The sequence below is a fragment of the Pseudomonas sp. DP-17 genome (genome assembly GCF_022380625.1).
Lineage (GTDB): Bacteria > Pseudomonadota > Gammaproteobacteria > Pseudomonadales > Pseudomonadaceae > Pseudomonas > Pseudomonas nitroreducens_A.
The window spans coordinates 774836-794620 of sequence record NZ_JAKSXG010000001.1; the positions used below are offsets into that span (position 1 = coordinate 774836).

A 19785-nucleotide genomic window follows, 5' to 3' on the forward strand; every position below is an offset into this window, starting at 1 on the left:
CGGTGGTCCCGGATCAGAAGTCGAACTTGCCGGCGCGCCAGCGCGGCAGCCAGCGCAGGGAATCGGCGGTGGTGCCGGTAGGACGGTACTCGGCCCCCAGCCAGCCATCGTAGCCCACGTCGTCGAGCACCTGCAGCGGCACTTCGAACTCCATCTCGCCCGAGCCCGGTTCGCCGCGCTCGGGGTAATCGGCGAACTGCACGTGGCCGATCTGGCCCATCAGTGCGTAGATGCAATCCACCAGCTCCAGGCCCATGCGCGCCATGTGGTAGAGGTCCAGCTGCGCGCGCAGGTTTTCCCGCGCCACGCGCTCGAGCATGTCCTGCAGGTGCTCGGGGGTATTGAGCAGGAAGTCCTTCATGTCGTGGCAATTGATGGCTTCCATCAGCACATCGGTGCCGCTGCCGGCAAAGGCATCGCAGGTGGCGCGCAGGCGCTCGGCGAGGGTCTGCAGCGCGACCTCGCGCTCCTGCCCCTCGACCAGCCGGCCGGCCAGCACGTTGATGTGCTGCGGCTTGACGATGCGCGCATAGTCCAGCGCCTTGGCCAACGCGGCTTCGAATTCGGCTGCGCGTTCCGGAACGGCGGCGATGCCCGGACCGCCCTGCATCAGGTCACCGGCCGGCAGGTTGATCAGCACCAGCGGCAGGCCGGCTTCGTCCAGCGCGGCCTTCAGGTCCTGCGCGGGGACGTCGTAGGGGAACTGGATCTCCACGCCCTCGAAACCGGCCTTGGCGGCGGCGTCGATACGCTGCAGCAGCGGAACTTCGGTGAACAGCAGGGACAGGTTGGCGCAGAGCTTCATGCGGGGAATTCCTTCGTTTGACGGTATTGCTCGACCAGGGTAGCCGGGTCGCGTTCGAGATTGCCCTGGCTGCCATGCAGGCGCATCAGTTGCGCGGCAAGGCCGCTCATGGGCGTGGCCGAACCCTCTTCGCGGGAAAGCTTCACGGCGGTGTCCAGGTCCTTGAGCAGTGTGCGCACGTGCCACTTCACCGGTTCGAAGCGACTCTCGGCCATCTGCGGGGCAAGGATCTGCAGCGGTTTGCAGTCGGCGAAACCGCCGGCCAGGGCCGGGGCGATCAGGCCGGCGTCGACGCCCGACTTTTCCGCCAGCGCCACCACCTCGGCAATCACCAGGGCGTTGCAGGCAACGATCATCTGGTTGCAAACCTTGGTCACCTGCCCCGCGCCGACATCCCCCATGCGAGTCAGGCGCTGGCCGAGGTGGGCGAGGATCGGCCGCACACGCTCGATGTCTTCGACGCGACCGCCGGCCATGATCGCCAGGGTGCCGGCTTCGGCGCCCGGCGTACCGCCGGAAACCGGCGCGTCGATCCAGCGCATGCCGGTACGCGCTTCCAGCTCGGCGGCCATCTCGCGGGTTGCGGCCGGCTCCAGGCTGGAGAAGTCCACCAGCACCTGTCCGGCGCGGCCGCTCTCGACGATGCCGCCCGCGCCGAACACCACTTCGCGCACGGCGGCGGTATCGGCCAGGCAGAGCATCACCACCTCGGCGTCGGCGCACAGCTGTGCGGGCGTTTCCACAGCCTGGGCACCTTCAGCGGCCAGCAGCTCACGCTTGCCGGCGGAGCGGTTCCATACGGACAGTGGGTAGCCGGCGGCAAGCAGGCGGCGCGTCATGGGTACCCCCATCAAACCGAGACCGGCAAAAGCGAGGGATGGCAAAGGGGACGACATGGGATGATCTCCAGTTCGACAGCAGGACGGGCACGGGGAGCGGCATTCTAGCAGGCGAGAAGTTGACCGGCCGGCATTGCTTTCGCTGGCGGGACGGCTGCCAAACAAGCGCGCCGCCACTATAATCCCGGAGTTTTTTCCGCCATTGAACCGGAGAACTCTCCCCATGCTGAAACGCTCCCTGGCGCTCGCCGCCGGTTTTGCCCTGTCCCTGTCCGCCGTTTTCACCCACGCCGACACCCCGAAGGAACTGAAAGTCTCGGCCATTCCCGATGAAGCCCCCACCGAGCTGCTGCGCAAGTTCAAGCCGCTGGGCGCCTATCTGGAAGAACAGCTGGGCATGCCGGTGAAGTTCATCCCGGTGTCCGACTATGCCGGCGTGGTCGAGGCCCTGGCTTCGGATCGCCTGGACATGGCCTGGCTGGGCGGTTTCACCTTCGTCCAGGCACGGCTGAAGACCGGAAATGCCATCCCGCTGGTACAGCGCGAGCAGGATCAGCAGTTCACCAGCAAATTCATCACCGCCGACCCGAAGGTGAAATCGATCCAGGACCTCAAGGGCAAGACCTTCGCCTTCGGTTCCGTGTCGTCCACTTCCGGGAGCCTGATGCCGCGCTACTTCATGCAGAAGGACGGCGTGGTGCCCGAGCAGTTCTTCTCCCGCGTGGCCTACTCCGGCGCCCACGACGCCACCGTCGCCTGGGTCCAGGCCGGCAAGGTCGACGCTGGCGTGCTGAACGCCTCCGTCTGGCAGAAGCTGGTGGACAGCGGCAAGGTCGACACCAACAAGGTGAAGGTCTTCGCCACCACCCCGACCTACTACGACTACAACTGGACCGTGCGGGGCAACCTCGATCCGGCCCTGGCCGAGAAGATCAAGAAGGCCTTCCTCGCCCTCGACCCGAGCAAACCGCGCGACAAGGAAATCCTCGACCTGCAGGCGGCCAGCCGCTTCATCGAAACCCAGCCTGACAACTACAAGGGCATCGAGGAATCGGCGCGCGCCGCCGGCCTCCTGAAGTGACGCTGAAACTGACCGGCGTGGAGCACATCCACGCCAACGGCCAGCGCTCGCTCGCCGGCATCGACCTCAGCGTCGCTGCCGGTGAACGGGTGGCGATCATCGGCCCGTCGGGCGCCGGCAAGACGACCTTGCTGCGCATCCTCGCCACCGCACTGAAACCCGCTTCCGGCAGCTTCGACCTGCTCGGCACCCAGCCCTGGGCGCTGAGCGGCTCCGCACGCCAGCGCCTGCGTTCGCGCATCGCCCTGGTGCACCAGGCTCCGCCGCTGCCACCGCGCCAGCGGGTGGTCACCGCCGTGCTCGCCGGCCGTCTCGGCCAGTGGCCGCTGTGGAAAAGCCTGGCCAGCCTGCTCTACCCCGTCGACAGCGCCGGCGCGCGCAGCGAGCTGCAACGCCTGGACCTGGGCGACAAGCTGTTCGAGCGCTGCGACCAGCTTTCCGGCGGCCAGCTGCAACGCGTCGGCATCGCCCGCGCGCTGTACCAGCAGGCCGAGGTGCTGCTGGCGGATGAACCGGTCTCGGCCATGGACCCGGTGCTCGCCGGCCACACCCTGGGCGTGCTCACCCGCGAAGCGCAGAACCGTGGCGTGACGCTGATCGCCAGCCTGCATGCAGTGGACCTGGCGCTGGAGCACTTCCCACGCATCGTCGGCGTGCGCGACGGCAGGATCGCCTTCGACAAGGCGGCGGAGAACGTCTCTCCCGAGGACCTGCGCGGCCTCTACGCCAATGAACAGCTCGGCCAGCAGGATGCCTCCTCGCCGGTGGGCAAACCGGTGGTGGTGCAGATTCCACGATGCTGAACCCTGCGCTGTCGAAAAGTCCGCCCCGCGACCCTGCGGCGCTAACCCGCCTGCTGCTTACCCTGCTCGCCCTGGCCTTGTTGTGGCCGGGCCTGCGTCTGTCCGAGCTGGATATCGCCGGTCTGTTCAGCGGCGACAACGCGCGGACCATGGCCAACTTCCTCGGCGGTTTCTGGCCGCCGGCCCACGACGAGGCATTCATCGCCCTGCTCGGCCGCGCCACCCTGGAAACCCTGGCCATCGCCACCGCCGGCATGGCGCTGGCCTGGCTGATCGCCTTCCCCGCCTCGCTGCTGGCCACCCGTGCGCTGTCGCTCTCCGCCCTGCCCCGCGGCGGACTGCCAGCCTGGTGGGCACGCGCCCTGCGCTGGCCGGTGCGCGGCCTGCTGATCGTGCTGCGCAGCGTGCCGGAAATCGTCTGGGCACTGCTGTTCGTCCGCGCCGTGGGCCTGGGCCCCACCGCCGGCGTGCTGGCCATCGCCATCACCTACGGCGGCATGCTCGGCAAGGTCTACGCGGAAATCTTCGAATCGGTGGACCCGCGACCGACCCGCGCCCTGCTGCTGGGCGGCAGTTCGCGGCTGCAGGCCTTCGCCTACGGCGTGCTGCCCTCGGCGGCGGCGGAACTGATCTCCTATACCGTCTACCGCTGGGAGTGCGCGATTCGCGCCTCGGTGGTGATGGGCTTCGTCGGCGCCGGCGGCCTCGGCCAGCAGATCGACCTGTCGCTGCGCATGTTCGCCGGCGGCGAGGTGGCAAGCATTCTGCTGACTTTCCTGCTACTGGTGCTGGGCGCTGACCTGCTCAGCCGCTTCCTGCGCGGGAGGCTCGAATGACCGGCCTGTTGCGTACCCTGGGCTGGCTGCTGCTGATCCTGCTCGCCATCGGCGCGTCATTCGCCTACCTGGAAATGGACACCGGCGGGCTGTTCGACGCACGCGGCCTCGGCCAGATGCTCGATTACGGTCGCGACTTCCTTTCGCCGGACCTGAGCGCCCCGCATGTCGCGGCAGTCGGTAGCGGCGCCCTGGAAACCCTGGCCATGTCCGCCATCGGCACCCTGCTGGCGGCGCTGCTGGGCATGCTACTGGCGCTGCCGGCGGCGGGGCGCTTCGGGCGCATAGCGCAGAGCCTGTCACGGCTGCTGCTCAATGCCCTGCGCGCGGTGCCGGAGCTGGTCTGGGGCGCGCTGATGGTGCTGGCCGCCGGGCTCGGGCCGAATGCCGGCACGCTGGCCCTCGCTCTGCATACCGGCGGAGTGCTCGGCCGGCTGTTCGCCGAAGCGTTGGAGAACACCCCGACCGCCCCGGCCGAAGCCGTACGCCTGGCCGGTGGCGGACGCGTCGCCGCCTTCGCCTACGGCACCCTGCCGGCGGTCTGGCCGCAGTTGGTGGCGTACGTGCTCTATCGCTGGGAGAACAATATCCGCATGGCCAGCGTGCTCGGCTTCGTCGGTGCCGGAGGCCTGGGGCAGATGCTGTATTTCAGCCTCAGCCTGTTCCAGCAGGCCCAGGCGGCCACGGTTATCCTTGCCATGCTGCTCCTGGTGCTGTGCGTCGACAGCCTGAGCGCCTGGGCGCGGCAGCGCTGGGTGAGCCACTAGCCAGCAACAAAAAAAGCCCGGCGCATGGCCGGGCTTTTTGTCGAATACGTGATTTACGAGTCGCCGTGGATCACCTTGTCCAGGTCGATCGGGTCGCCAGGGTTGGTGCCGAGCTTCTGACGGATGTCCTCGAACATCGCGTCGTACTCCTTGTGGTTGCGCACCATCGAGCCGAACCGCGGGTGCAGGCCATGCTTCTGCGCGATGCGGGTGGCATCGCTGGCAAAGTTGAAAGCCTGCTCCTTGGGCATGTCCCATTCTTCGGTAAAGGCATTACCGTCGATCTCGCCCTTCATGACGAAGTGGACAATGGTGCCTTTTTCCACATCCTTGCGGACTTCATAGTTGATGTGAGCGTCGATCTCCTGCTGCCCCAGCCCCGGCAGAGACTGAAGATGCAGATGGCCCGGTTCGAACATGGCGAATCTCCTTCTATGGAATCCCGACAGTCTAGCCGGCCTTTGCGAATTGGAAATCGCCCCGGGTCAGTGCAGAGACTCTTTTCGAACTCTTTCTTGCACCAGCACCCAGGGTGCGACCACCACCGCCCAGAGTTCCGGATCGCGGTCGTGGAAGTCCTGCGCCAGTTTCTCGTCAACCCTGTGCAGATCACCACCGGCCAGCCAGGCGGCGACCTTCGCCTTGTCGTCCTCGGCCACGCCCATCGCGACCTCCACCAGGTCAGCGGAACCCGCGACCTTGAGCAGGTTGCCGCGTGCGAAGAAAGGCGCGAGCTCCTGCCAGGAAATCTTCGCGGTTTCGCCAAGCAACTTGGCATAGAGGGTGCTAGCTTCTTCAGTCATGGATCTCACCTGGTAAACGAACGGCGCAATGATAGCGCCGGGACCACGCCAGGCAAGGTTCGGACGACGTTTTCGCTGATGATGGAAACCCACGGGGAAAAGTCAGACAGCGCCGTTTTTCTGTACGTTTGTGTCAATCTTGCGACATGCCCACAATCGGCTGCCCGCCCCCTGCTTTTCAAGCGGTCCGGCGGCACTCTACACTGTACCGGTACAGTTGCCGGTGGGTCTGTCCGGGGCAATCCCGGTCCTGAAGCCTTCGGCAACCAGGACTACAAAAACGAAAACACAAGAAGAGTGGAGCACTATGAAAAAGGGTACTCAGCGTCTTTCCCAGCTGTTCACCGCCATGGCCCTGGCCGGCGTTGCCAGCTTCTCCATGGCCGCGGACACCATCAAGATCGCTCTGGCGGGCCCTGTGACCGGCGCGGTCGCCCAGTATGGGGAGATGCAGTTCATTGGCGCCAAGATGGCCATTGAGCAGATCAACAAGGCTGGCGGCGTCGATGGCAAGCAACTCGAAGGCGTGGTCTACGACGACGCTTGCGATCCGAAACAAGCCGTGGCCGTTGCCAACAAGATCGTCAACGATGGCGTGAAGTTCGTCGTTGGCCACCTGTGCTCCAGCTCCACTCAACCGGCTTCGGACATCTACGAAGACGAAGGCGTGCTGATGATCACCGCCGCCTCCACCAGCCCGGACATCACCTCCCGCGGCTACAAGCTGATCTTCCGCACCATCGGTCTGGACAGCCTGCAGGGCCCGACCGCCGGCAAGTTCATCGCCGAGCACATCAAGCCCAAGACCGTGGCCGTGATCCACGACAAGCAGCAGTACGGCGAAGGCATCGCCACTGCCGTGAAGAAGACCCTGGAAGACGCTGGCGTCAAGGTCGCCCTGTTCGAAGGCATCAACGCCGGCGACAAGGACTTTTCCGCGATGATCGCCAAGCTCAAGCAGGCCAAGGTCGACTTCGTCTACTACGGCGGCTACCACCCGGAGCTGGGCCTGATCCTGCGCCAGGCTTCCGAGAAAGGCCTGAAAGTCGGCTTCATGGGCCCGGAAGGCGTGGGTAACAAAGAAATCTCCGCCATCGCCGGCCCGGCTTCCGAAGGCCTGTACGTGACCCTGCCGAAGTCCTTCGACCAGGATCCGAAGAACCAGGCCCTGGTTGACGCCTTCAAGGCCAAGAACGAAGACCCGAGCGGTCCGTTCGTGTTCCCGGCCTACGCGGCCGTCCAGGTCATCGCCGAAGGCATCAAGAAAGCCGGTGGCGAAGAGACCGACAAGGTGGCAGCAGCGCTGCGCTCCAACAACTTCGAGACTCCGACCGGTACCCTGGCCTTCGACGAGAAGGGCGACCTGAAGAACTTCAACTTCGTGGTCTACCAGTGGCACAAGGACGGCACCAAGACCGAAGCCAAGTAAGCCACCCGCCGCCACACAAAGCCCACTGCAGCCGCAGTGGGCTTTGTTTATCCGAGTATTCCGGGGGTCCGTCGCGCCACAAGCGCCGCTTCACGCGACGCCCGAGGAGTTAGGTAATGCCTGAGCTCTATCACTACCTGCAACAGCTGATCAACGGCCTCACCGTCGGCAGCACCTATGCCCTGATCGCCATCGGCTACACCATGGTCTACGGCATCATCGGCATGATCAACTTCGCCCATGGCGAGGTGTACATGATTGGCTCGTACGTAGCCTTCATCGTGATCACGGGGCTGGCGATGATGGGAATCGTGAGTCTTCCTGTCGTCATCATCTGCACCTTCGCCGCGGCGATCATCGTCACCAGCGCCTACGGCTACAGCATCGAACGGATCGCCTATCGGCCCCTGCGTGGAAGCAACCGGCTGATTCCGCTGATCTCCGCGATCGGCATGTCGATCTTCCTGCAGAACGAGGTCCTGCTGGCCCAGGATTCGAAGGACAAGGCCATCCCCAACCTGCTGCCGGGCAACTTCATCATCGGCGCGGACGAGATGACCGGCGTGACCATTTCGTACATGCAGGTGCTGATCTTCATCATCACCCTGCTGACCATGTACGGGCTGTCCATGTTCATCTCCCGCTCCCGCCTGGGCCGCGCCTGCCGCGCCTGTGCAGAAGACCTGAAGATGGCCAACCTGCTGGGCATCAACACCAACAACATCATCGCCCTGACCTTCGTCATCGGTGCCACCCTGGCCGCCGTGGCCGCGGTGCTGCTGGGTCTGCAGTATGGCGTGATCAACCCGCATATCGGCTTCCTCGCCGGCATCAAGGCGTTCACCGCCGCGGTGCTGGGCGGCATCGGCAGCATTCCGGGCGCCATGCTCGGCGGCCTGGTGCTGGGCGTTGCCGAAGCCTTCGGCGCCGACGTGTTCGGTGACCAGTACAAGGACGTGGTGGCGTTCACGCTGCTGGTGCTCGTGCTGCTCTTCCGCCCCACTGGCCTGCTCGGTCGCCCGGAGGTGGAAAAGGTATGAGCCAGAAACTCAAGACCGCATTCTTCAGCGCCCTGCTGGTGATGGCCGTCGCCTATCCGGTGCTGGGCGTGAAGCTCAGCGTGATCGGCATCGGCCTGCAACTGGAAAACGTCAGCCCCGCGCGCCTGTGGACCATCGCCGCCTGCGCCGTGCTGATGTTCGTCTGGCAACTGGTGCGTGACCGCTTCGCCTTCGGCGGCAGCGTGAAACAGGCGCTGTCGCACCCTCACACCAAGCTGGCCGAACGCCTGACCCACGCCTCCGTGCAACGCAAGATCATCATGGTGCTGATCCTGATCGCCCTCGCCTGGCCGTTCTTCGGCTCGCGCGGCGCGGTGGACATCGCCACCCTGATCCTGATCTATGTGCTGCTGGGCCTGGGCCTGAACATCGTGGTGGGCCTGGCCGGCCTGCTCGATCTGGGCTACGTCGGCTTCTACGCCGTGGGCGCCTACAGCTACGCGCTGCTGTCGCACTACTATGGCCTGGGCTTCTGGGTGTGCCTGCCGATTGCCGGCCTGATGGCCGCGTTCTTCGGCTTCATCCTCGGCTTCCCGGTGCTCCGATTGCGCGGTGACTACCTCGCCATCGTGACCCTGGGCTTCGGCGAGATCATCCGCATCCTGCTGCGCAACATGACCTGGCTCACCGGTGGCCCCAACGGCATCAGCAACATCGAGAAGCCGACCCTGTTCGGCCTCACCTTCGAGCGCCGCGCCCCCGAGGGGATGCAGACCTTCCACGAGTTCTTCGGCATCGCCTACAACTCGAACTACAAGGTCGTGTTCCTCTACCTGGTCGCTCTGCTGCTGGTGCTGCTGGTACTGTTCGTGATCAACCGTCTGCTGCGCATGCCCCTGGGCCGCGCCTGGGAAGCCCTGCGCGAAGACGAGATCGCCTGCCGCGCACTGGGCCTGAACCCGACGCTGATCAAGCTCTCCGCCTTCACACTCGGCGCCTGCTTCGCCGGTTTCGCCGGCAGCTTCTTCGCCGCACGCCAGGGCCTGGTCACACCGGAGTCCTTCACCTTCATCGAATCGGCCATCATCCTCGCCATCGTGGTGCTGGGTGGCATGGGTTCCCAGCTCGGCGTCATCCTGGCCGCCGTGGTGATGATCCTGCTGCCCGAACTGATGCGTGAGTTCAGCGAGTACCGCATGCTGATGTTCGGCGCCCTCATGGTGCTGATGATGATCTGGCGTCCGCAGGGGCTCCTGCCCATGCAGCGCCCGCACCTGGAGTTGCGAAAATGAGCCGACCGATTCTTGAAGTAGCCGGCCTCACCATGCGCTTCGGCGGGTTGCTGGCCGTCAATAACGTGGCCCTGAAGGTCCAGGAAAAACAGGTGATCTCGATGATCGGCCCCAACGGCGCCGGCAAGACCACCGTGTTCAACTGCCTGACCGGCTTCTACGCGCCCACCGGCGGCGAAATCCTGCTGCGCGGCGAGCCCATCCAGGGCCTGCCGGGCCACAAGATCGCCCACAAGGGCGTGGTGCGGACCTTCCAGAACGTGCGCCTGTTCAAGGAGATGACCGCGGTGGAGAACCTGCTGGTGGCGCAACACCGGCACATCAACACCAACTTCCTTGCCGGCCTGCTCAAGACCCCGGCCTTCCGCCGCGCGGAAGCCGAGGCCCTGGACTACGCCTCGCACTGGCTGGAAATCGTCAACCTCAAGGACATCGCCAACCGCCCGGCGGGCACCCTGGCCTACGGCCAGCAACGCCGCCTGGAGATTGCCCGCTGCATGATGACCCGTCCGCAGCTACTGATGCTGGACGAGCCGGCGGCCGGCCTGAACCCGCGGGAAACCGAGGACCTCAAGGCGCTGATCGCCATGTTGCGCTCCGAGCACGGCGTGACCGTACTGCTCATCGAGCACGACATGAAGCTGGTGATGAGCATTTCCGACCATATCTACGTGATCAACCAGGGCACGCCCCTGGCCGACGGCACCCCGGAAGAGATCCGCGGCAACCCGGATGTGATCAAAGCCTATCTGGGGGAGGCCTGAGTCATGCTGAAGTTCGACAAGGTTTCCACCTTCTACGGCAAGATCCAGGCGCTGCACGACGTCAGCATGGAAGTCCAGCAGGGCGAGATCGTCACCCTGATCGGCGCCAACGGCGCCGGCAAGTCGACCCTGCTGATGACCCTGTGCGGCTCGCCGCGCGCGGCCTCGGGCAGCATCACCTACATGGGCGAAGAGCTGGTCGGCAAGGAATCCTCCGTGATCATGCGCAAGAGCATCGCCGTCGTGCCGGAAGGCCGTCGCGTGTTCGCCCGCCTGACCGTGGAGGAGAACCTGGCCATGGGCGGTTTCTTCACCAGCAAGGGTGATTACCAGGAGCAGATGGACAAGGTCCTGGCGCTCTTCCCGCGCCTGAAGGAACGCTTCAACCAGCGCGGCGGCACCATGTCCGGCGGCGAACAGCAGATGCTCGCCATCGGCCGTGCGCTGATGAGCAAGCCCAAGCTGCTGCTGCTCGACGAGCCATCGCTGGGCCTGGCGCCGATCATCATCCAGCAGATCTTCGACATCGTCGAACAGCTGCGCCAGGAAGGCGTGACCGTCTTCCTCGTCGAGCAGAACGCCAACCAGGCGCTCAAGCTCGCCGACCGTGGCTATGTGCTGGAGAATGGCCGCATCGTCATGCAGGACACCGGCGCCAACCTGCTGGTCAACCCCAAGGTGCGCGACGCGTATCTGGGCGGCTGATCCTTTCCGCTGCCATGAAAACGGCCCTTCGGGGCCGTTTTTTTGCGCACGATCAGAGCGGCTGTAGGAGCGAGCCTGTTCGCGAACGTCCCAGGAATGGCGCTGAGGGGAAATCTGTTCACGAGCAACCTCCCCTCCTACAGCGGCTCCGCCATTTCAACCGCATCCCCCGCTGCATCTGACAGACAATCGATCGTGGTTCCCCAAGCATCGGAGAAATTCCACCTGGAGAGCTGCCATGAATGCCGACCATCTCAGCGAATCCCTCACCCTGCTGCGCAAGCTCGCCCACGGCATCGACCCGCGCCACGACCAGCCCCTGGCCGTCGACGACCCCTGCCAGGCACCGGAAGTGATCCGTGCTCTCTTCCACGCCATCCACGCGCTGGAGACGCCCGCCCCCAGGCCGCGCGCCCTGCCGCAGCAGGCCGGCAAGCCGTGGCAGGCGGAGGAGGAGCAAGTACTGCTGCGGCGTTTCGAGGCCGGCGAAACCGTGGCCGCCATCGCCCGCGAACACGGGCGCACCACCGGCGGCATCCGCTCGCGCCTGAAATACCTGGGCAAACTCTAGACCGTGCCGCGCAAACGAAAACGCCGCCCACTGGGCGGCGTTTTCGTTGCGAGGGCGGGTCAGGTGCCGTAGCTCAGCACCTGCGCACGCTGGCGCAACTGGGAGACGACATCGTCCTCCATGCGGCCTTCGGAGATCAGCAGGTCGCGGCGGATGGTCTGCACCGCCTCCTCGCTCTGCCCATGGTCGGCCAGGTGCTGGCCTTCGATGACACGCCGCAGCACCACGTCTCCATCGTCGTTGGTGAGGGTCAGAATACGGCCGCCGTCGGGGCGTGCCGGGCCCAGGGAGGGAGCGTAGGGAGCGAAGGTCTCGGTCAGCAGGGCGCTCAGCCGGTCCATGCGTATCTCCTTGTTGCGAAATGAAAAACACAGGGAAAAGACCGCACGATCGGCGATAAAGTTCGCCGGTTTCAGTACCGTTGGTCATGACGCGATGTTTCACACCCCTGAATCTCGGGCATGAAAAAGCCCGCCAAGAGGCGGGCTTGTTCGGACAGCTGAGCGCGCCTTAGAGCGGCTTGCCGCGGTTGCCGTGGGCGCTGACGAAGGCCTGGACCTTGGCCAGTTCGTTGGGCAGCACCGTGCAACGCTCTTCACGCTGGAACAGGTCGGTCAGGTGCGCCGGCAGCGCCGGAACGGCCTCGATACCCGCCTTTTCCACGGCCTCCGGGAACTTGACCGGATGCGCGGTGCCCAGCGTGACCATGGGCACGGCCAGGCTGCGGCGGCATTCGCGGGCGGCGCGCACGCCGATGGCGGTGTGCGGGTCCAGCAGTTCGCCACATTCGGCGTAGACCTGGGCGATGGTCTCGCAAGTTTCCTCGTCGCTGACCGCCAGCGAATCGAACAGGCGGCGGGCTTCGGTCCAGCGGTCATCCTCGACGGCCAGCTTGCCGGTGGCCTTGAAGTTGTCCATCAGTTCGGCGACGGCCTTGCCGTTGCGGCCGTGCAGGTCGAACAGCAGGCGCTCGAAGTTGGACGAGACCATGATGTCCATCGACGGCGACAGCGACGCGTGCAGGGTGTCCTTGTCGTAGCGGTTGCCGGACATGAAGCGATGCAGGATATCGTTGCGGTTGGTCGCGACTATCAGTTGGCTGACCGGCAGGCCCATGTTGCGCGCCAGGTAGCCGGCGAAGATGTCGCCGAAGTTGCCGGTGGGCACCGAGAAGGCCACGGAACGGGCCGGGGCGCCAAGCTGGATGGCGGCGTGGAAGTAGTAGACGATCTGGGCCATGATCCGCGCCCAGTTGATCGAGTTCACCGCCACCAGGCGGGTACCCTTCAGGAAGCCCTGGTCGGCGAAGCTGGCCTTGACCATTTCCTGGCAGTCGTCGAAGTTGCCTTCGATGGCGATGTTGTGGATGTTCTCGCCGAGGATGGTGGTCATCTGACGGCGCTGCACCTCGGACACACGGTTGTGCGGGTGCATGATGAAGATGTCGACGTTCTCGCAGGCCTTGCAGCCTTCGATGGCGGCCGAGCCGGTGTCGCCGGAGGTGGCGCCCATGATCACCACGCGCTCGCCGCGCTTGGTCAGCACATGGTCGAGCAGGCGGCCGAGCAGTTGCAGGGCGAAGTCCTTGAAGGCCAGGGTCGGGCCGTGGAACAGCTCCAGCACCCACTCGTTGCCGTTCAACTGGCGCAGCGGCGCCACGGCGTTGTGGGCGAAGACGCCGTAGGTCTCTTCGAGGATCTTCTTGAAGTCGGCGTCGCTGATGCTGCCGGCAACGAACGGGCGCATCACGCGGAAGGCCAGCTCGTGGTAAGGCAGGCCGGCCCAGGAGGCGATCTCTTCGACGGTGAAGCGCGGCAGGTTTTCCGGCACGTAGAGGCCGCCGTCGCTGGCCAGGCCAGCCAGCAGCACGTCTTCGAAGTTCAGCGCGGGCGCCTGGCCGCGGGTACTGATGTAACGCATGGTGTGAAACCTTCGGGTTGGCGGCGGCGCGCAGGCGCCGCCGCGTTCGATTCAGTTCAGTTGTTCGACGCGGATGCGTACGACATTGCCGACGACGTCATCCAGCGCTTCCAGCGCGGCGATGGCTTCGATGATGCGGGACTCGAGCACGCGGTGGGTAACCAGGATCATCGGCACCAGACCGTCATGCTCTTCGACTTCCATCTGCATGATCGATTCGATGTTGATGCCGCGCTCGGAGAGGATGGTCGCCACCTGGGCCAGTACGCCCGGATGGTCCTTGGCCTGGATGCGCAGGTAGTAGGCGCTTTCGCAGGCGTCGATCGGCAGGATCGGGTGGTCGGAGAGCGAGTCCGGCTGGAAGGCCAGGTGCGGCACGCGGTTCTCCGGGTCGGCGGTCGTGGCGCGAACCACGTCCACCAGGTCGGCGACCACCGAGGAAGCGGTGGGCTCCATGCCGGCGCCAGCGCCGTAGAACAGCGTGGAACCCGCGGCATCGCCGTTGACCATGACCGCGTTCATCACGCCGTTGACGTTGGCGATCAGGCGGTCGGCCGGGATCAGGGTCGGGTGCACGCGCAGCTCGATACCTTTATCGGTGCGGCGAGCGACGCCCAGGTGCTTGATGCGATAACCCAGCGCCTCGGCGTAGTTCACGTCGGCAGTGGTCAGCTGGGTGATGCCTTCGGTGTAGGCCTTGTCGAACTGCAGCGGGATGCCGAAGGCGATGGACGCCAGGATGGTCAGCTTGTGCGCGGCATCGATGCCTTCCACGTCGAAGGTCGGGTCGGCTTCGGCGTAGCCCAGCGCCTGCGCTTCCTTGAGCACGTCGGCAAAGGCGCGGCCCTTCTCGCGCATCTCGGTGAGGATGAAGTTGCCGGTGCCGTTGATGATGCCGGCCAGCCAGTTGATGCGGTTGGCGGCCAGGCCCTCGCGGATCGCCTTGATCACCGGGATGCCACCGGCCACGGCGGCTTCGAAGGCGACGATGACGCCCTTCTCGCGGGCCTTGGCGAAGATCTCGTTGCCGTGCACGGCGATCAGCGCCTTGTTCGCGGTGACTACGTGCTTGCCGTTCTCGATGGCCTTGAGCACCAGCTCGTGAGCCAGGGTGTAGCCACCGATCAGCTCGATGACCACGTCGATTTCCGGGTTGTTCGCCACCTCGAAGATGTCGGCAGTAATGGGGGTACTGCCGGTATCACACTTCGGATTGGGGCGACGGGCGGCAATCTGCGCAACCTCGATACCACGCCCGGCACGGCGGGCAATCTCCTCGGCGTTGCGTTTGAGTACATTGAAGGTACCGCCACCGACGGTCCCCAACCCACAGATTCCCACTTTCACCGGATTCACGCTGAAACTCCCCATGATTACAGCATCGGGGCACCTGACGCGCCGATGCCCGCAACGAGGCGGGCACGGCAGCAGGCACCAAGTCAGAACAGGCGAGGTGCCTGTTCGCTAGTCAAAAGGAACCGAACATTACGAAGCGGTTCCGTATTAGTCAATCGGCGCGCAAGCCGCGGCTTACTTGGCTTCCAGCGCCAGCTTGGCGATCTGGCCGGCCGGCTGGTAGCCCGGCAGCATGGTGCCGTCGGCGAGGATCACTGCCGGGGTGCCTTGCACGCCGACCATCTGGCCCAGGGCGAACTGCGCATCCACCGGGTTTTCGCACTTGGCGGCCTTCACTTCCTTCTCATGGAACATGTCGGTCATCGCGGCCTGGCGGTCCTTGGAGCACCACACGGCCTGCAGCTGCTGGTCACCCGGCGAGTTCGGGCCCTGGCGCGGGAAGGCCAGGTAGCGTACTTCGATGCCGCGCTTCTGCAGCTCCGGCACCTCGGCGTGCATCTTCTGGCAATATGGACAGGTGGTGTCGGTGAAGACGGTGATGTGCGCCTTGGTCTCGCCCTTGGCGGGGAACACCACCATGTCCTTGGCGGGAATGGCGTTGATGGTCTTGGCCACACCGGCGCTCTCGGCCTTTTCGGTCAGGTTGGTCGGCTTGCCGTCCTTCACCTGGTAGATGTTGCCCTGGACGACGAACTGGCCGTCAGCGCTGGCATAGAGCACACGACCGCCCTTGAGCTGCACCTGGTAGATGCCTTCCAGGGGGCCCTTGGTGATGTTCTCGATGGGCAGGTCAGGCTGCAGGGACTGCAGGGTGGCGCGGATCGCCTGGTCCGGCTCGGCGGCCAGTGCGAGGGTGCTGACGAGGCCGAGGGCCGCGGCAGTCAGAAGTCGGGACAAACGCATGGAAAGCTCCTGATGTCAGTCGGCGAAGACTATCACACCGGGCCGGCAAGGCCGAGCCAAAGGCTGTAGCGGGAAGCTTCGGCGGTTCTTCTGTAGGAGCGAGCTTGCTCGCGAACCGCGCAACCCGGAAGCTTCGGCGGGAGTAGTGGTTGAAGCTCTCGGTGCAAAGATCGAACAAGGTGTAGACATCCCTGTCGAGACAACCTGCCCAAGTTCAGCCCCGGCCCGGCCATCCATGGCCGGTCGTTCGCGGGGCAACGCATGCGTTGCAAGAGCCCCCGCTCACCCCGCTCACCCACGCGGATGGTGCTGGGCGTGCAGGTCCTGCAGGCGGGCACGTGCGATGTGCGTGTAGATCTGCGTCGTGGAGAGATCGCTGTGGCCCAACAGCATCTGTACCACGCGCAGGTCGGCGCCGTGGTTGAGCAGATGAGTGGCGAAGGCGTGGCGCAGTGTGTGTGGCGACAGGCTCTTGCCAATGCCGGCCACTTTCGCGTGGAGCTTGATGCGGTGCCAGAAGGTCTGGCGGGTCATCTGCTCGCCGCGCAGGCTGGGAAACAGCACATCGCTCGGCCGCCCCGCCAGCAGGTCGCCACGGGCCTCGCGCACGTAGCGCTCGATCCAGCGGATCGCCTCTTCGCCCAGCGGCACCAGGCGTTCCTTGCTGCCCTTGCCGAGCACACGGACCACGCCCTGGCGCAGATTCACCTGCTCCAGGGTCAGCCCGACCAACTCGCTCACCCGCAGCCCGCAAGCGTAGAGCACCTCGAGCATGGTGCGGTCGCGCAGGCCGAGCGGATCATCCGTTTCCGGCGCCGCCAGCAGCGCCTCCACATCCGACTCGGATAGCGACTTGGGCAGCGGCTTGCCCAATTGCGGCAACTCCACCAGCAGGGTCGGGTCCTCGGCAATCAGCCCTTCGCGCAGGCAGTAGCGGTAGAAGCCGCGCAATCCGGACAGGAATCGCGCCGTGGAGCGTGCCTTGTAGCCCTCCCCCAGACGCCAGGCCAGGTGATCGAGGATCACATCGCGGCCGGCGGACTCCAGCGCGACACTGCGCTCGTCGAGCCAGCCATTGAACAGCGCAAGGTCGCTGCCATAGGCACTGCGGGTGTTGTCGGAAAGGCCCTTCTCCAGCCAGAGGGCATCGAGAAAGCGATCGATCAGGAAATGCGGAACCGGAGTCATCTGTAGCCATGGCAAAGGACAATGTGTCGCCAGTAGTCTTTCATAGACACCGTCCCCTCACCACTCCTGCACAACCCCCGGACAGTCCATGGACGAACATAGCACCTACTACGCCTTCGCCGGCATCGGCATCGCCGCGCTCCTCAGCCAATGGCTGGCCTGGCGCCTGCGCCTGCCGGCCATTCTCTTCCTGCTGTTGAGCGGCATCCTGGTCGGCCCGGTCCTGCACGTACTGTCACCCGAAGCCCTGTTCGGACCGCTGTTGTTTCCCGTGGTCTCCCTGGCGGTAGCGCTGGTGCTGTTCGAGGGCAGCCTGACGCTGCACCTGGACGAGTGGAAGGAAATCGGCACCGTGGTGCGCCGCATGGTGACCATCGGTGCGCTGGTCACCTGGGGCGTGATCGCCCTGGCGACCCACTACCTGCTGGACTTCACCTGGGAAATGGCGCTGCTGTTCGGCACCCTGACCCTGGTCACCGGCCCCACGGTGATCGTGCCGATGCTGCGCGTGGTGCGCCCCAACGCCACCATCGCCAACATCCTGCGCTGGGAAGGCATCGTCATCGATCCCATCGGCGCCATCCTCGCCGTGGTGGTCTACACCTTCATCGCCGCCAGCGACGCAGGCTCGGGCTGGACGGACAGCCTGCTGACCTTCATCAGCGTGATCGGCTGCGGCATCCTCTTCGGCCTGCTCGGCGGCCAGGCGCTGGGGGTCGCGCTGCGCCGCCACTGGCTGCCGGACTACCTGCACAACCTGGCGTCCCTGTCGGTCGTCCTCGGCGTGTTCGTGCTGTCCAACACCGTGATGTCCGAATCGGGCCTGCTCGCCGTCACGGTGATGGGCCTGCGCATGGCCAACATGCAGGGCGTCGATGTGCGGCACATCCTGCACTTCAAGGAGAACCTCAGCGTCCTGCTGATTTCCGGCCTGTTCGTGCTGCTTGCCGCTCGCCTGGACCTGCCGGCCCTGCTCGGCCTGGGACCGATCGCCCTGCTGGTGCTGGCGTTGATCCAGTTCGTTGCGCGGCCACTGAACGTCGTGATCGCCACCGCCGGCTCCTCGCTGAACTGGCGCGAGCGGGCGCTGCTGAGCTGGATTGCGCCACGGGGCATCGTTGCCGCGGCAGTCTCGGCGATCTTCGCCATCCGCCTGCAGGAGGCCGGCCACGCCCAGGCCGGCGTGCTCGTGCCGCTGACCTTCCTGGTGATCATCGGCACCGTGATCCTGCAGAGCGCCACGGCGCGGCCGCTGGCGCGCCTGCTGAAGGTGGCCGAGCCGGAGCCTACCGGATTCCTGATCATCGGCGCCAACCCGGTCGCCCGAGCCATCGGCACCGGCCTGCAGAACGCCGGAGTGGAGGTATTGCTCACCGACTCGAGCTGGGAGAACACCCGCGCCGCGCGCATGGACAATCTGCCCACCTACTTCGGCAACCCGGCCTCGCAGCACGCCGAGGCGCACCTGGACCTGATCGGCCTGGGACGCCTGCTGGCCCTGTCGCCCAACGCCGAACTGAACGCACTGATGTGCATGAGCTTCCGTCACGAGTTCAACCCGCGACAACGCTTCATCCTGTCCAGCAGCCAGGACAGCCGCCGCAGCGAGAAGCATCGGGTCAGCGACCGTCATCGCGGCAGCCCGCTGGGCCAGTCGCCGATCACCTATCCGCAGATGGCCGGGCTGATCGCACGCGGCGCGGAGATGCGCTCGACGCTGCTCAGCGAGAACTTCGGCTGGGAGGACTACCAGGCCCTGCACGAAGGCCGGGCGCTACTGCTGTTCGCCAAGGACCCGAATGGTCGCCTGCGTGTCGCTACCCCCGAACGCCCGCTGGCGCCTGACACGGGCTGGACGGTGATTTCGCTCATCGAGGAAGCCCCGGCAAACGCGGCGAGTACCAACGAAACGGCGCGGGCCGCAACAACCTGACGACCGGGCATGTCTGCCTATCTTTAGGCTGGTGACAGGAAATTTCTGAAAGACGATGATTGCACCACGCCATCATAGCGCCCCACGAAGCCCACGCCATGCCCAGTCAACAGAACTCCCGCCTCGGCCAGATCCTTGTCAGCAAGGGTCTGATCACTTCCCACCAGCTGGATAAGGCCATCCAGCTCCAGCTCACCAATGGACTGCGCCTGGGCGAAACCCTGATCCAGCAGGGCTGGATCAGCGAGCGCCAACTCAGCCGCGCGCTGAAGAAGCAGAACAACCTGCGCCTCGCGGCGACACTGGTCGCCGCCCTGCTCAGCCCGTTCCAGCTGGCCAGCGCCGACGTGCAGCGCCAGGCGCCGGCGAGCATCACCCGCCACGAAGCGCCAAAGGGTCTGAAGCCGCTGAGCGACCGCGAGATGAGCGACGTCAGCGCCCAGGGTTTCGATGACACCCTGCAGAGCCTGCTGGTCAGCGCCGAGAGCGGCGATGGCGTTGGCGCCATCAAGCAACTGTCGCGACTGGTGATGCCGGTGGTCGACAGCCTCGATGCCGAGACCTCGCTGCATGACGTGCAGTACGACACCGCGCACGCCTCCTCATCCCTGAACCCGGATGGTTCGATCAACGTTCGCCTGCCCAGCTCCATCGGCGAGGTGCGATTCGACAACATCCGCGTCGCCGGAGCGCCCAAGACGCAGAGCATGGGCAGCCTGAGCCTGCAGAACATCGACCTGTCCCAGGCGTCGCTGAAGATCAGCCTGCGCCATTGAGGCGCTCTCCTAC

At 65.4% G+C, this 19785-nt stretch carries 21 protein-coding genes; 12 read left to right on the forward strand and 9 right to left on the reverse strand.

Annotated features, from left to right (window positions below; genetic code table 11):
- Nucleotides 1-13: 13 nt before the first annotated feature.
- Nucleotides 14-805, reverse strand: coding sequence for a TIM barrel protein (locus MJ122_RS03670; protein WP_239742363.1), 792 nt, complete (start codon nucleotides 803-805; stop codon nucleotides 14-16).
- Nucleotides 802-1701, reverse strand: a complete 900-nt coding sequence (locus MJ122_RS03675; RefSeq protein ID WP_088419721.1) for an NAD(P)-dependent oxidoreductase — start codon at nucleotides 1699-1701, stop codon at nucleotides 802-804. The genes MJ122_RS03670 and MJ122_RS03675 overlap by 4 nt, the downstream gene beginning before the upstream one ends.
- 166 nt (nucleotides 1702-1867) lie before the next feature.
- On the opposite strand from MJ122_RS03675, the gene MJ122_RS03680 reads away from it, so the two are divergent.
- The 4 genes from MJ122_RS03680 to phnE are packed head-to-tail and all read left to right on the forward strand — an operon-like array spanning nucleotide 1868 to nucleotide 5131.
- Nucleotides 1868-2725, forward strand: a complete 858-nt coding sequence (locus MJ122_RS03680) for a putative selenate ABC transporter substrate-binding protein (RefSeq protein ID WP_017522215.1) — start codon at nucleotides 1868-1870, stop codon at nucleotides 2723-2725.
- Nucleotides 2722-3528 carry a phosphonate ABC transporter ATP-binding protein gene (locus MJ122_RS03685; protein WP_239742365.1) on the forward strand — a complete coding sequence of 269 codons (807 nt, stop codon included), beginning with the start codon at nucleotides 2722-2724 and terminating at the stop codon, nucleotides 3526-3528. Before MJ122_RS03680 ends, MJ122_RS03685 begins: the two co-directional genes overlap by 4 nt.
- Nucleotides 3522-4364, forward strand: coding sequence for an ABC transporter permease (locus tag MJ122_RS03690; protein ID WP_239742367.1), 843 nt, complete (start codon nucleotides 3522-3524; stop codon nucleotides 4362-4364). The genes MJ122_RS03685 and MJ122_RS03690 overlap by 7 nt, the downstream gene beginning before the upstream one ends.
- Nucleotides 4361-5131 (forward strand): phosphonate ABC transporter, permease protein PhnE, encoded by a 771-nt coding sequence (gene phnE, locus MJ122_RS03695; protein ID WP_239742371.1) that lies wholly within the window; start codon nucleotides 4361-4363, stop codon nucleotides 5129-5131. The genes MJ122_RS03690 and phnE overlap by 4 nt, the downstream gene beginning before the upstream one ends.
- Before the next feature lie 53 nt (nucleotides 5132-5184).
- On the opposite strand, the gene MJ122_RS03700 is transcribed toward phnE, so the two are convergent.
- Nucleotides 5185-5550, reverse strand: a complete 366-nt coding sequence (locus MJ122_RS03700; RefSeq protein ID WP_088419711.1) for a DUF5064 family protein — start codon at nucleotides 5548-5550, stop codon at nucleotides 5185-5187.
- 66 nt (nucleotides 5551-5616) lie between these two features.
- Nucleotides 5617-5934 (reverse strand): DUF2288 domain-containing protein, encoded by a 318-nt coding sequence (locus MJ122_RS03705; RefSeq protein WP_017522220.1) that lies wholly within the window; start codon nucleotides 5932-5934, stop codon nucleotides 5617-5619.
- A 307-nt stretch (nucleotides 5935-6241) separates the two neighbouring features.
- Here MJ122_RS03705 and MJ122_RS03710 point away from each other — a divergent pair, with 307 nt between their 5' ends.
- From MJ122_RS03710 to MJ122_RS03735, 6 genes are all read left to right on the forward strand, one after another.
- A complete protein-coding gene (locus MJ122_RS03710) occupies nucleotides 6242-7363 on the forward strand; it encodes a branched-chain amino acid ABC transporter substrate-binding protein (protein ID WP_088419709.1) in 1122 nt (373 codons plus the stop codon).
- Between the two features lie 116 nt (nucleotides 7364-7479).
- Nucleotides 7480-8403, forward strand: a complete 924-nt coding sequence (livH, locus tag MJ122_RS03715) for a high-affinity branched-chain amino acid ABC transporter permease LivH (protein WP_017522222.1) — start codon at nucleotides 7480-7482, stop codon at nucleotides 8401-8403.
- On the forward strand, nucleotides 8400-9656 hold the full coding sequence (locus tag MJ122_RS03720; protein ID WP_088419707.1) for a high-affinity branched-chain amino acid ABC transporter permease LivM: 1257 nt from the start codon (nucleotides 8400-8402) through the stop codon (nucleotides 9654-9656). Before livH ends, MJ122_RS03720 begins: the two co-directional genes overlap by 4 nt.
- Complete coding sequence (gene livG, locus MJ122_RS03725) at nucleotides 9653-10420, forward strand: high-affinity branched-chain amino acid ABC transporter ATP-binding protein LivG (RefSeq protein ID WP_017522224.1); 768 nt, start codon at nucleotides 9653-9655, stop codon at nucleotides 10418-10420. The genes MJ122_RS03720 and livG overlap by 4 nt, the downstream gene beginning before the upstream one ends.
- Before the next feature lie 3 nt (nucleotides 10421-10423).
- Nucleotides 10424-11125 carry an ATP-binding cassette domain-containing protein gene (locus MJ122_RS03730; RefSeq protein ID WP_017522225.1) on the forward strand — a complete coding sequence of 234 codons (702 nt, stop codon included), beginning with the start codon at nucleotides 10424-10426 and terminating at the stop codon, nucleotides 11123-11125.
- Nucleotides 11126-11363: 238 nt separating this feature from the next.
- Complete coding sequence (locus MJ122_RS03735) at nucleotides 11364-11696, forward strand: hypothetical protein (protein WP_239742373.1); 333 nt, start codon at nucleotides 11364-11366, stop codon at nucleotides 11694-11696.
- A 59-nt stretch (nucleotides 11697-11755) separates the two neighbouring features.
- On the opposite strand, the gene MJ122_RS03740 is transcribed toward MJ122_RS03735, so the two are convergent.
- The 5 genes from MJ122_RS03740 to xerD all read right to left on the reverse strand — a co-directional run bounded on the left by MJ122_RS03740 (nucleotide 11756) and on the right by xerD (nucleotide 17063).
- A complete protein-coding gene (locus MJ122_RS03740; protein WP_017522226.1) occupies nucleotides 11756-12037 on the reverse strand; it encodes a DUF3509 domain-containing protein in 282 nt (93 codons plus the stop codon).
- A 169-nt stretch (nucleotides 12038-12206) separates the two neighbouring features.
- Nucleotides 12207-13616 (reverse strand): threonine synthase, encoded by a 1410-nt coding sequence (thrC, locus tag MJ122_RS03745; protein WP_239742375.1) that lies wholly within the window; start codon nucleotides 13614-13616, stop codon nucleotides 12207-12209.
- Between the two features lie 51 nt (nucleotides 13617-13667).
- Nucleotides 13668-14972, reverse strand: a complete 1305-nt coding sequence (locus tag MJ122_RS03750; protein ID WP_026079395.1) for a homoserine dehydrogenase — start codon at nucleotides 14970-14972, stop codon at nucleotides 13668-13670.
- Nucleotides 14973-15146: 174 nt separating this feature from the next.
- Nucleotides 15147-15875 carry a thioredoxin fold domain-containing protein gene (locus tag MJ122_RS03755; protein ID WP_017522229.1) on the reverse strand — a complete coding sequence of 243 codons (729 nt, stop codon included), beginning with the start codon at nucleotides 15873-15875 and terminating at the stop codon, nucleotides 15147-15149.
- A 291-nt stretch (nucleotides 15876-16166) separates the two neighbouring features.
- Nucleotides 16167-17063, reverse strand: a complete 897-nt coding sequence (gene xerD, locus MJ122_RS03760; protein WP_017522230.1) for a site-specific tyrosine recombinase XerD — start codon at nucleotides 17061-17063, stop codon at nucleotides 16167-16169.
- 88 nt (nucleotides 17064-17151) lie between these two features.
- Here xerD and MJ122_RS03765 point away from each other — a divergent pair, with 88 nt between their 5' ends.
- Both MJ122_RS03765 and MJ122_RS03770 read left to right on the forward strand, forming a co-directional pair.
- Entirely contained in the window at nucleotides 17152-18996 is a 1845-nt protein-coding gene (locus MJ122_RS03765) for a sodium:proton antiporter (RefSeq protein WP_088419697.1), read from the forward strand.
- A 98-nt stretch (nucleotides 18997-19094) separates the two neighbouring features.
- A complete protein-coding gene (locus MJ122_RS03770) occupies nucleotides 19095-19772 on the forward strand; it encodes a hypothetical protein (RefSeq protein WP_239742378.1) in 678 nt (225 codons plus the stop codon).
- Nucleotides 19773-19785 lie beyond the last annotated feature (13 nt).

Excerpts from the sequence above, each read along its gene's own strand:
- MJ122_RS03670 (WP_239742363.1), bottom strand. The coding sequence starts at position 805 with ATGAAGCTCTGCGCCAACCTGTCCCTGCTGTTCACCGAAGTTCCGCTG.
- MJ122_RS03675 (WP_088419721.1), bottom strand. The coding sequence starts at position 1,701 with ATGTCGTCCCCTTTGCCATCCCTCGCTTTTGCCGGTCTCGGTTTGATG.
- MJ122_RS03680 (WP_017522215.1), top strand. The coding sequence starts at position 1,868 with ATGCTGAAACGCTCCCTGGCGCTCGCCGCCGGTTTTGCCCTGTCCCTG.
- MJ122_RS03690 (WP_239742367.1), top strand. The coding sequence starts at position 3,522 with ATGCTGAACCCTGCGCTGTCGAAAAGTCCGCCCCGCGACCCTGCGGCG.
- phnE (WP_239742371.1), top strand. The coding sequence starts at position 4,361 with ATGACCGGCCTGTTGCGTACCCTGGGCTGGCTGCTGCTGATCCTGCTC.
- MJ122_RS03700 (WP_088419711.1), bottom strand. The coding sequence starts at position 5,550 with ATGTTCGAACCGGGCCATCTGCATCTTCAGTCTCTGCCGGGGCTGGGG.
- MJ122_RS03705 (WP_017522220.1), bottom strand. The coding sequence starts at position 5,934 with ATGACTGAAGAAGCTAGCACCCTCTATGCCAAGTTGCTTGGCGAAACC.
- MJ122_RS03710 (WP_088419709.1), top strand. The coding sequence starts at position 6,242 with ATGAAAAAGGGTACTCAGCGTCTTTCCCAGCTGTTCACCGCCATGGCC.
- livH (WP_017522222.1), top strand. The coding sequence starts at position 7,480 with ATGCCTGAGCTCTATCACTACCTGCAACAGCTGATCAACGGCCTCACC.
- MJ122_RS03720 (WP_088419707.1), top strand. The coding sequence starts at position 8,400 with ATGAGCCAGAAACTCAAGACCGCATTCTTCAGCGCCCTGCTGGTGATG.
- livG (WP_017522224.1), top strand. The coding sequence starts at position 9,653 with ATGAGCCGACCGATTCTTGAAGTAGCCGGCCTCACCATGCGCTTCGGC.
- MJ122_RS03730 (WP_017522225.1), top strand. The coding sequence starts at position 10,424 with ATGCTGAAGTTCGACAAGGTTTCCACCTTCTACGGCAAGATCCAGGCG.
- MJ122_RS03735 (WP_239742373.1), top strand. The coding sequence starts at position 11,364 with ATGAATGCCGACCATCTCAGCGAATCCCTCACCCTGCTGCGCAAGCTC.
- MJ122_RS03740 (WP_017522226.1), bottom strand. The coding sequence starts at position 12,037 with ATGGACCGGCTGAGCGCCCTGCTGACCGAGACCTTCGCTCCCTACGCT.
- thrC (WP_239742375.1), bottom strand. The coding sequence starts at position 13,616 with ATGCGTTACATCAGTACCCGCGGCCAGGCGCCCGCGCTGAACTTCGAA.
- MJ122_RS03755 (WP_017522229.1), bottom strand. The coding sequence starts at position 15,875 with ATGCGTTTGTCCCGACTTCTGACTGCCGCGGCCCTCGGCCTCGTCAGC.
- xerD (WP_017522230.1), bottom strand. The coding sequence starts at position 17,063 with ATGACTCCGGTTCCGCATTTCCTGATCGATCGCTTTCTCGATGCCCTC.
- MJ122_RS03765 (WP_088419697.1), top strand. The coding sequence starts at position 17,152 with ATGGACGAACATAGCACCTACTACGCCTTCGCCGGCATCGGCATCGCC.
- MJ122_RS03770 (WP_239742378.1), top strand. The coding sequence starts at position 19,095 with ATGCCCAGTCAACAGAACTCCCGCCTCGGCCAGATCCTTGTCAGCAAG.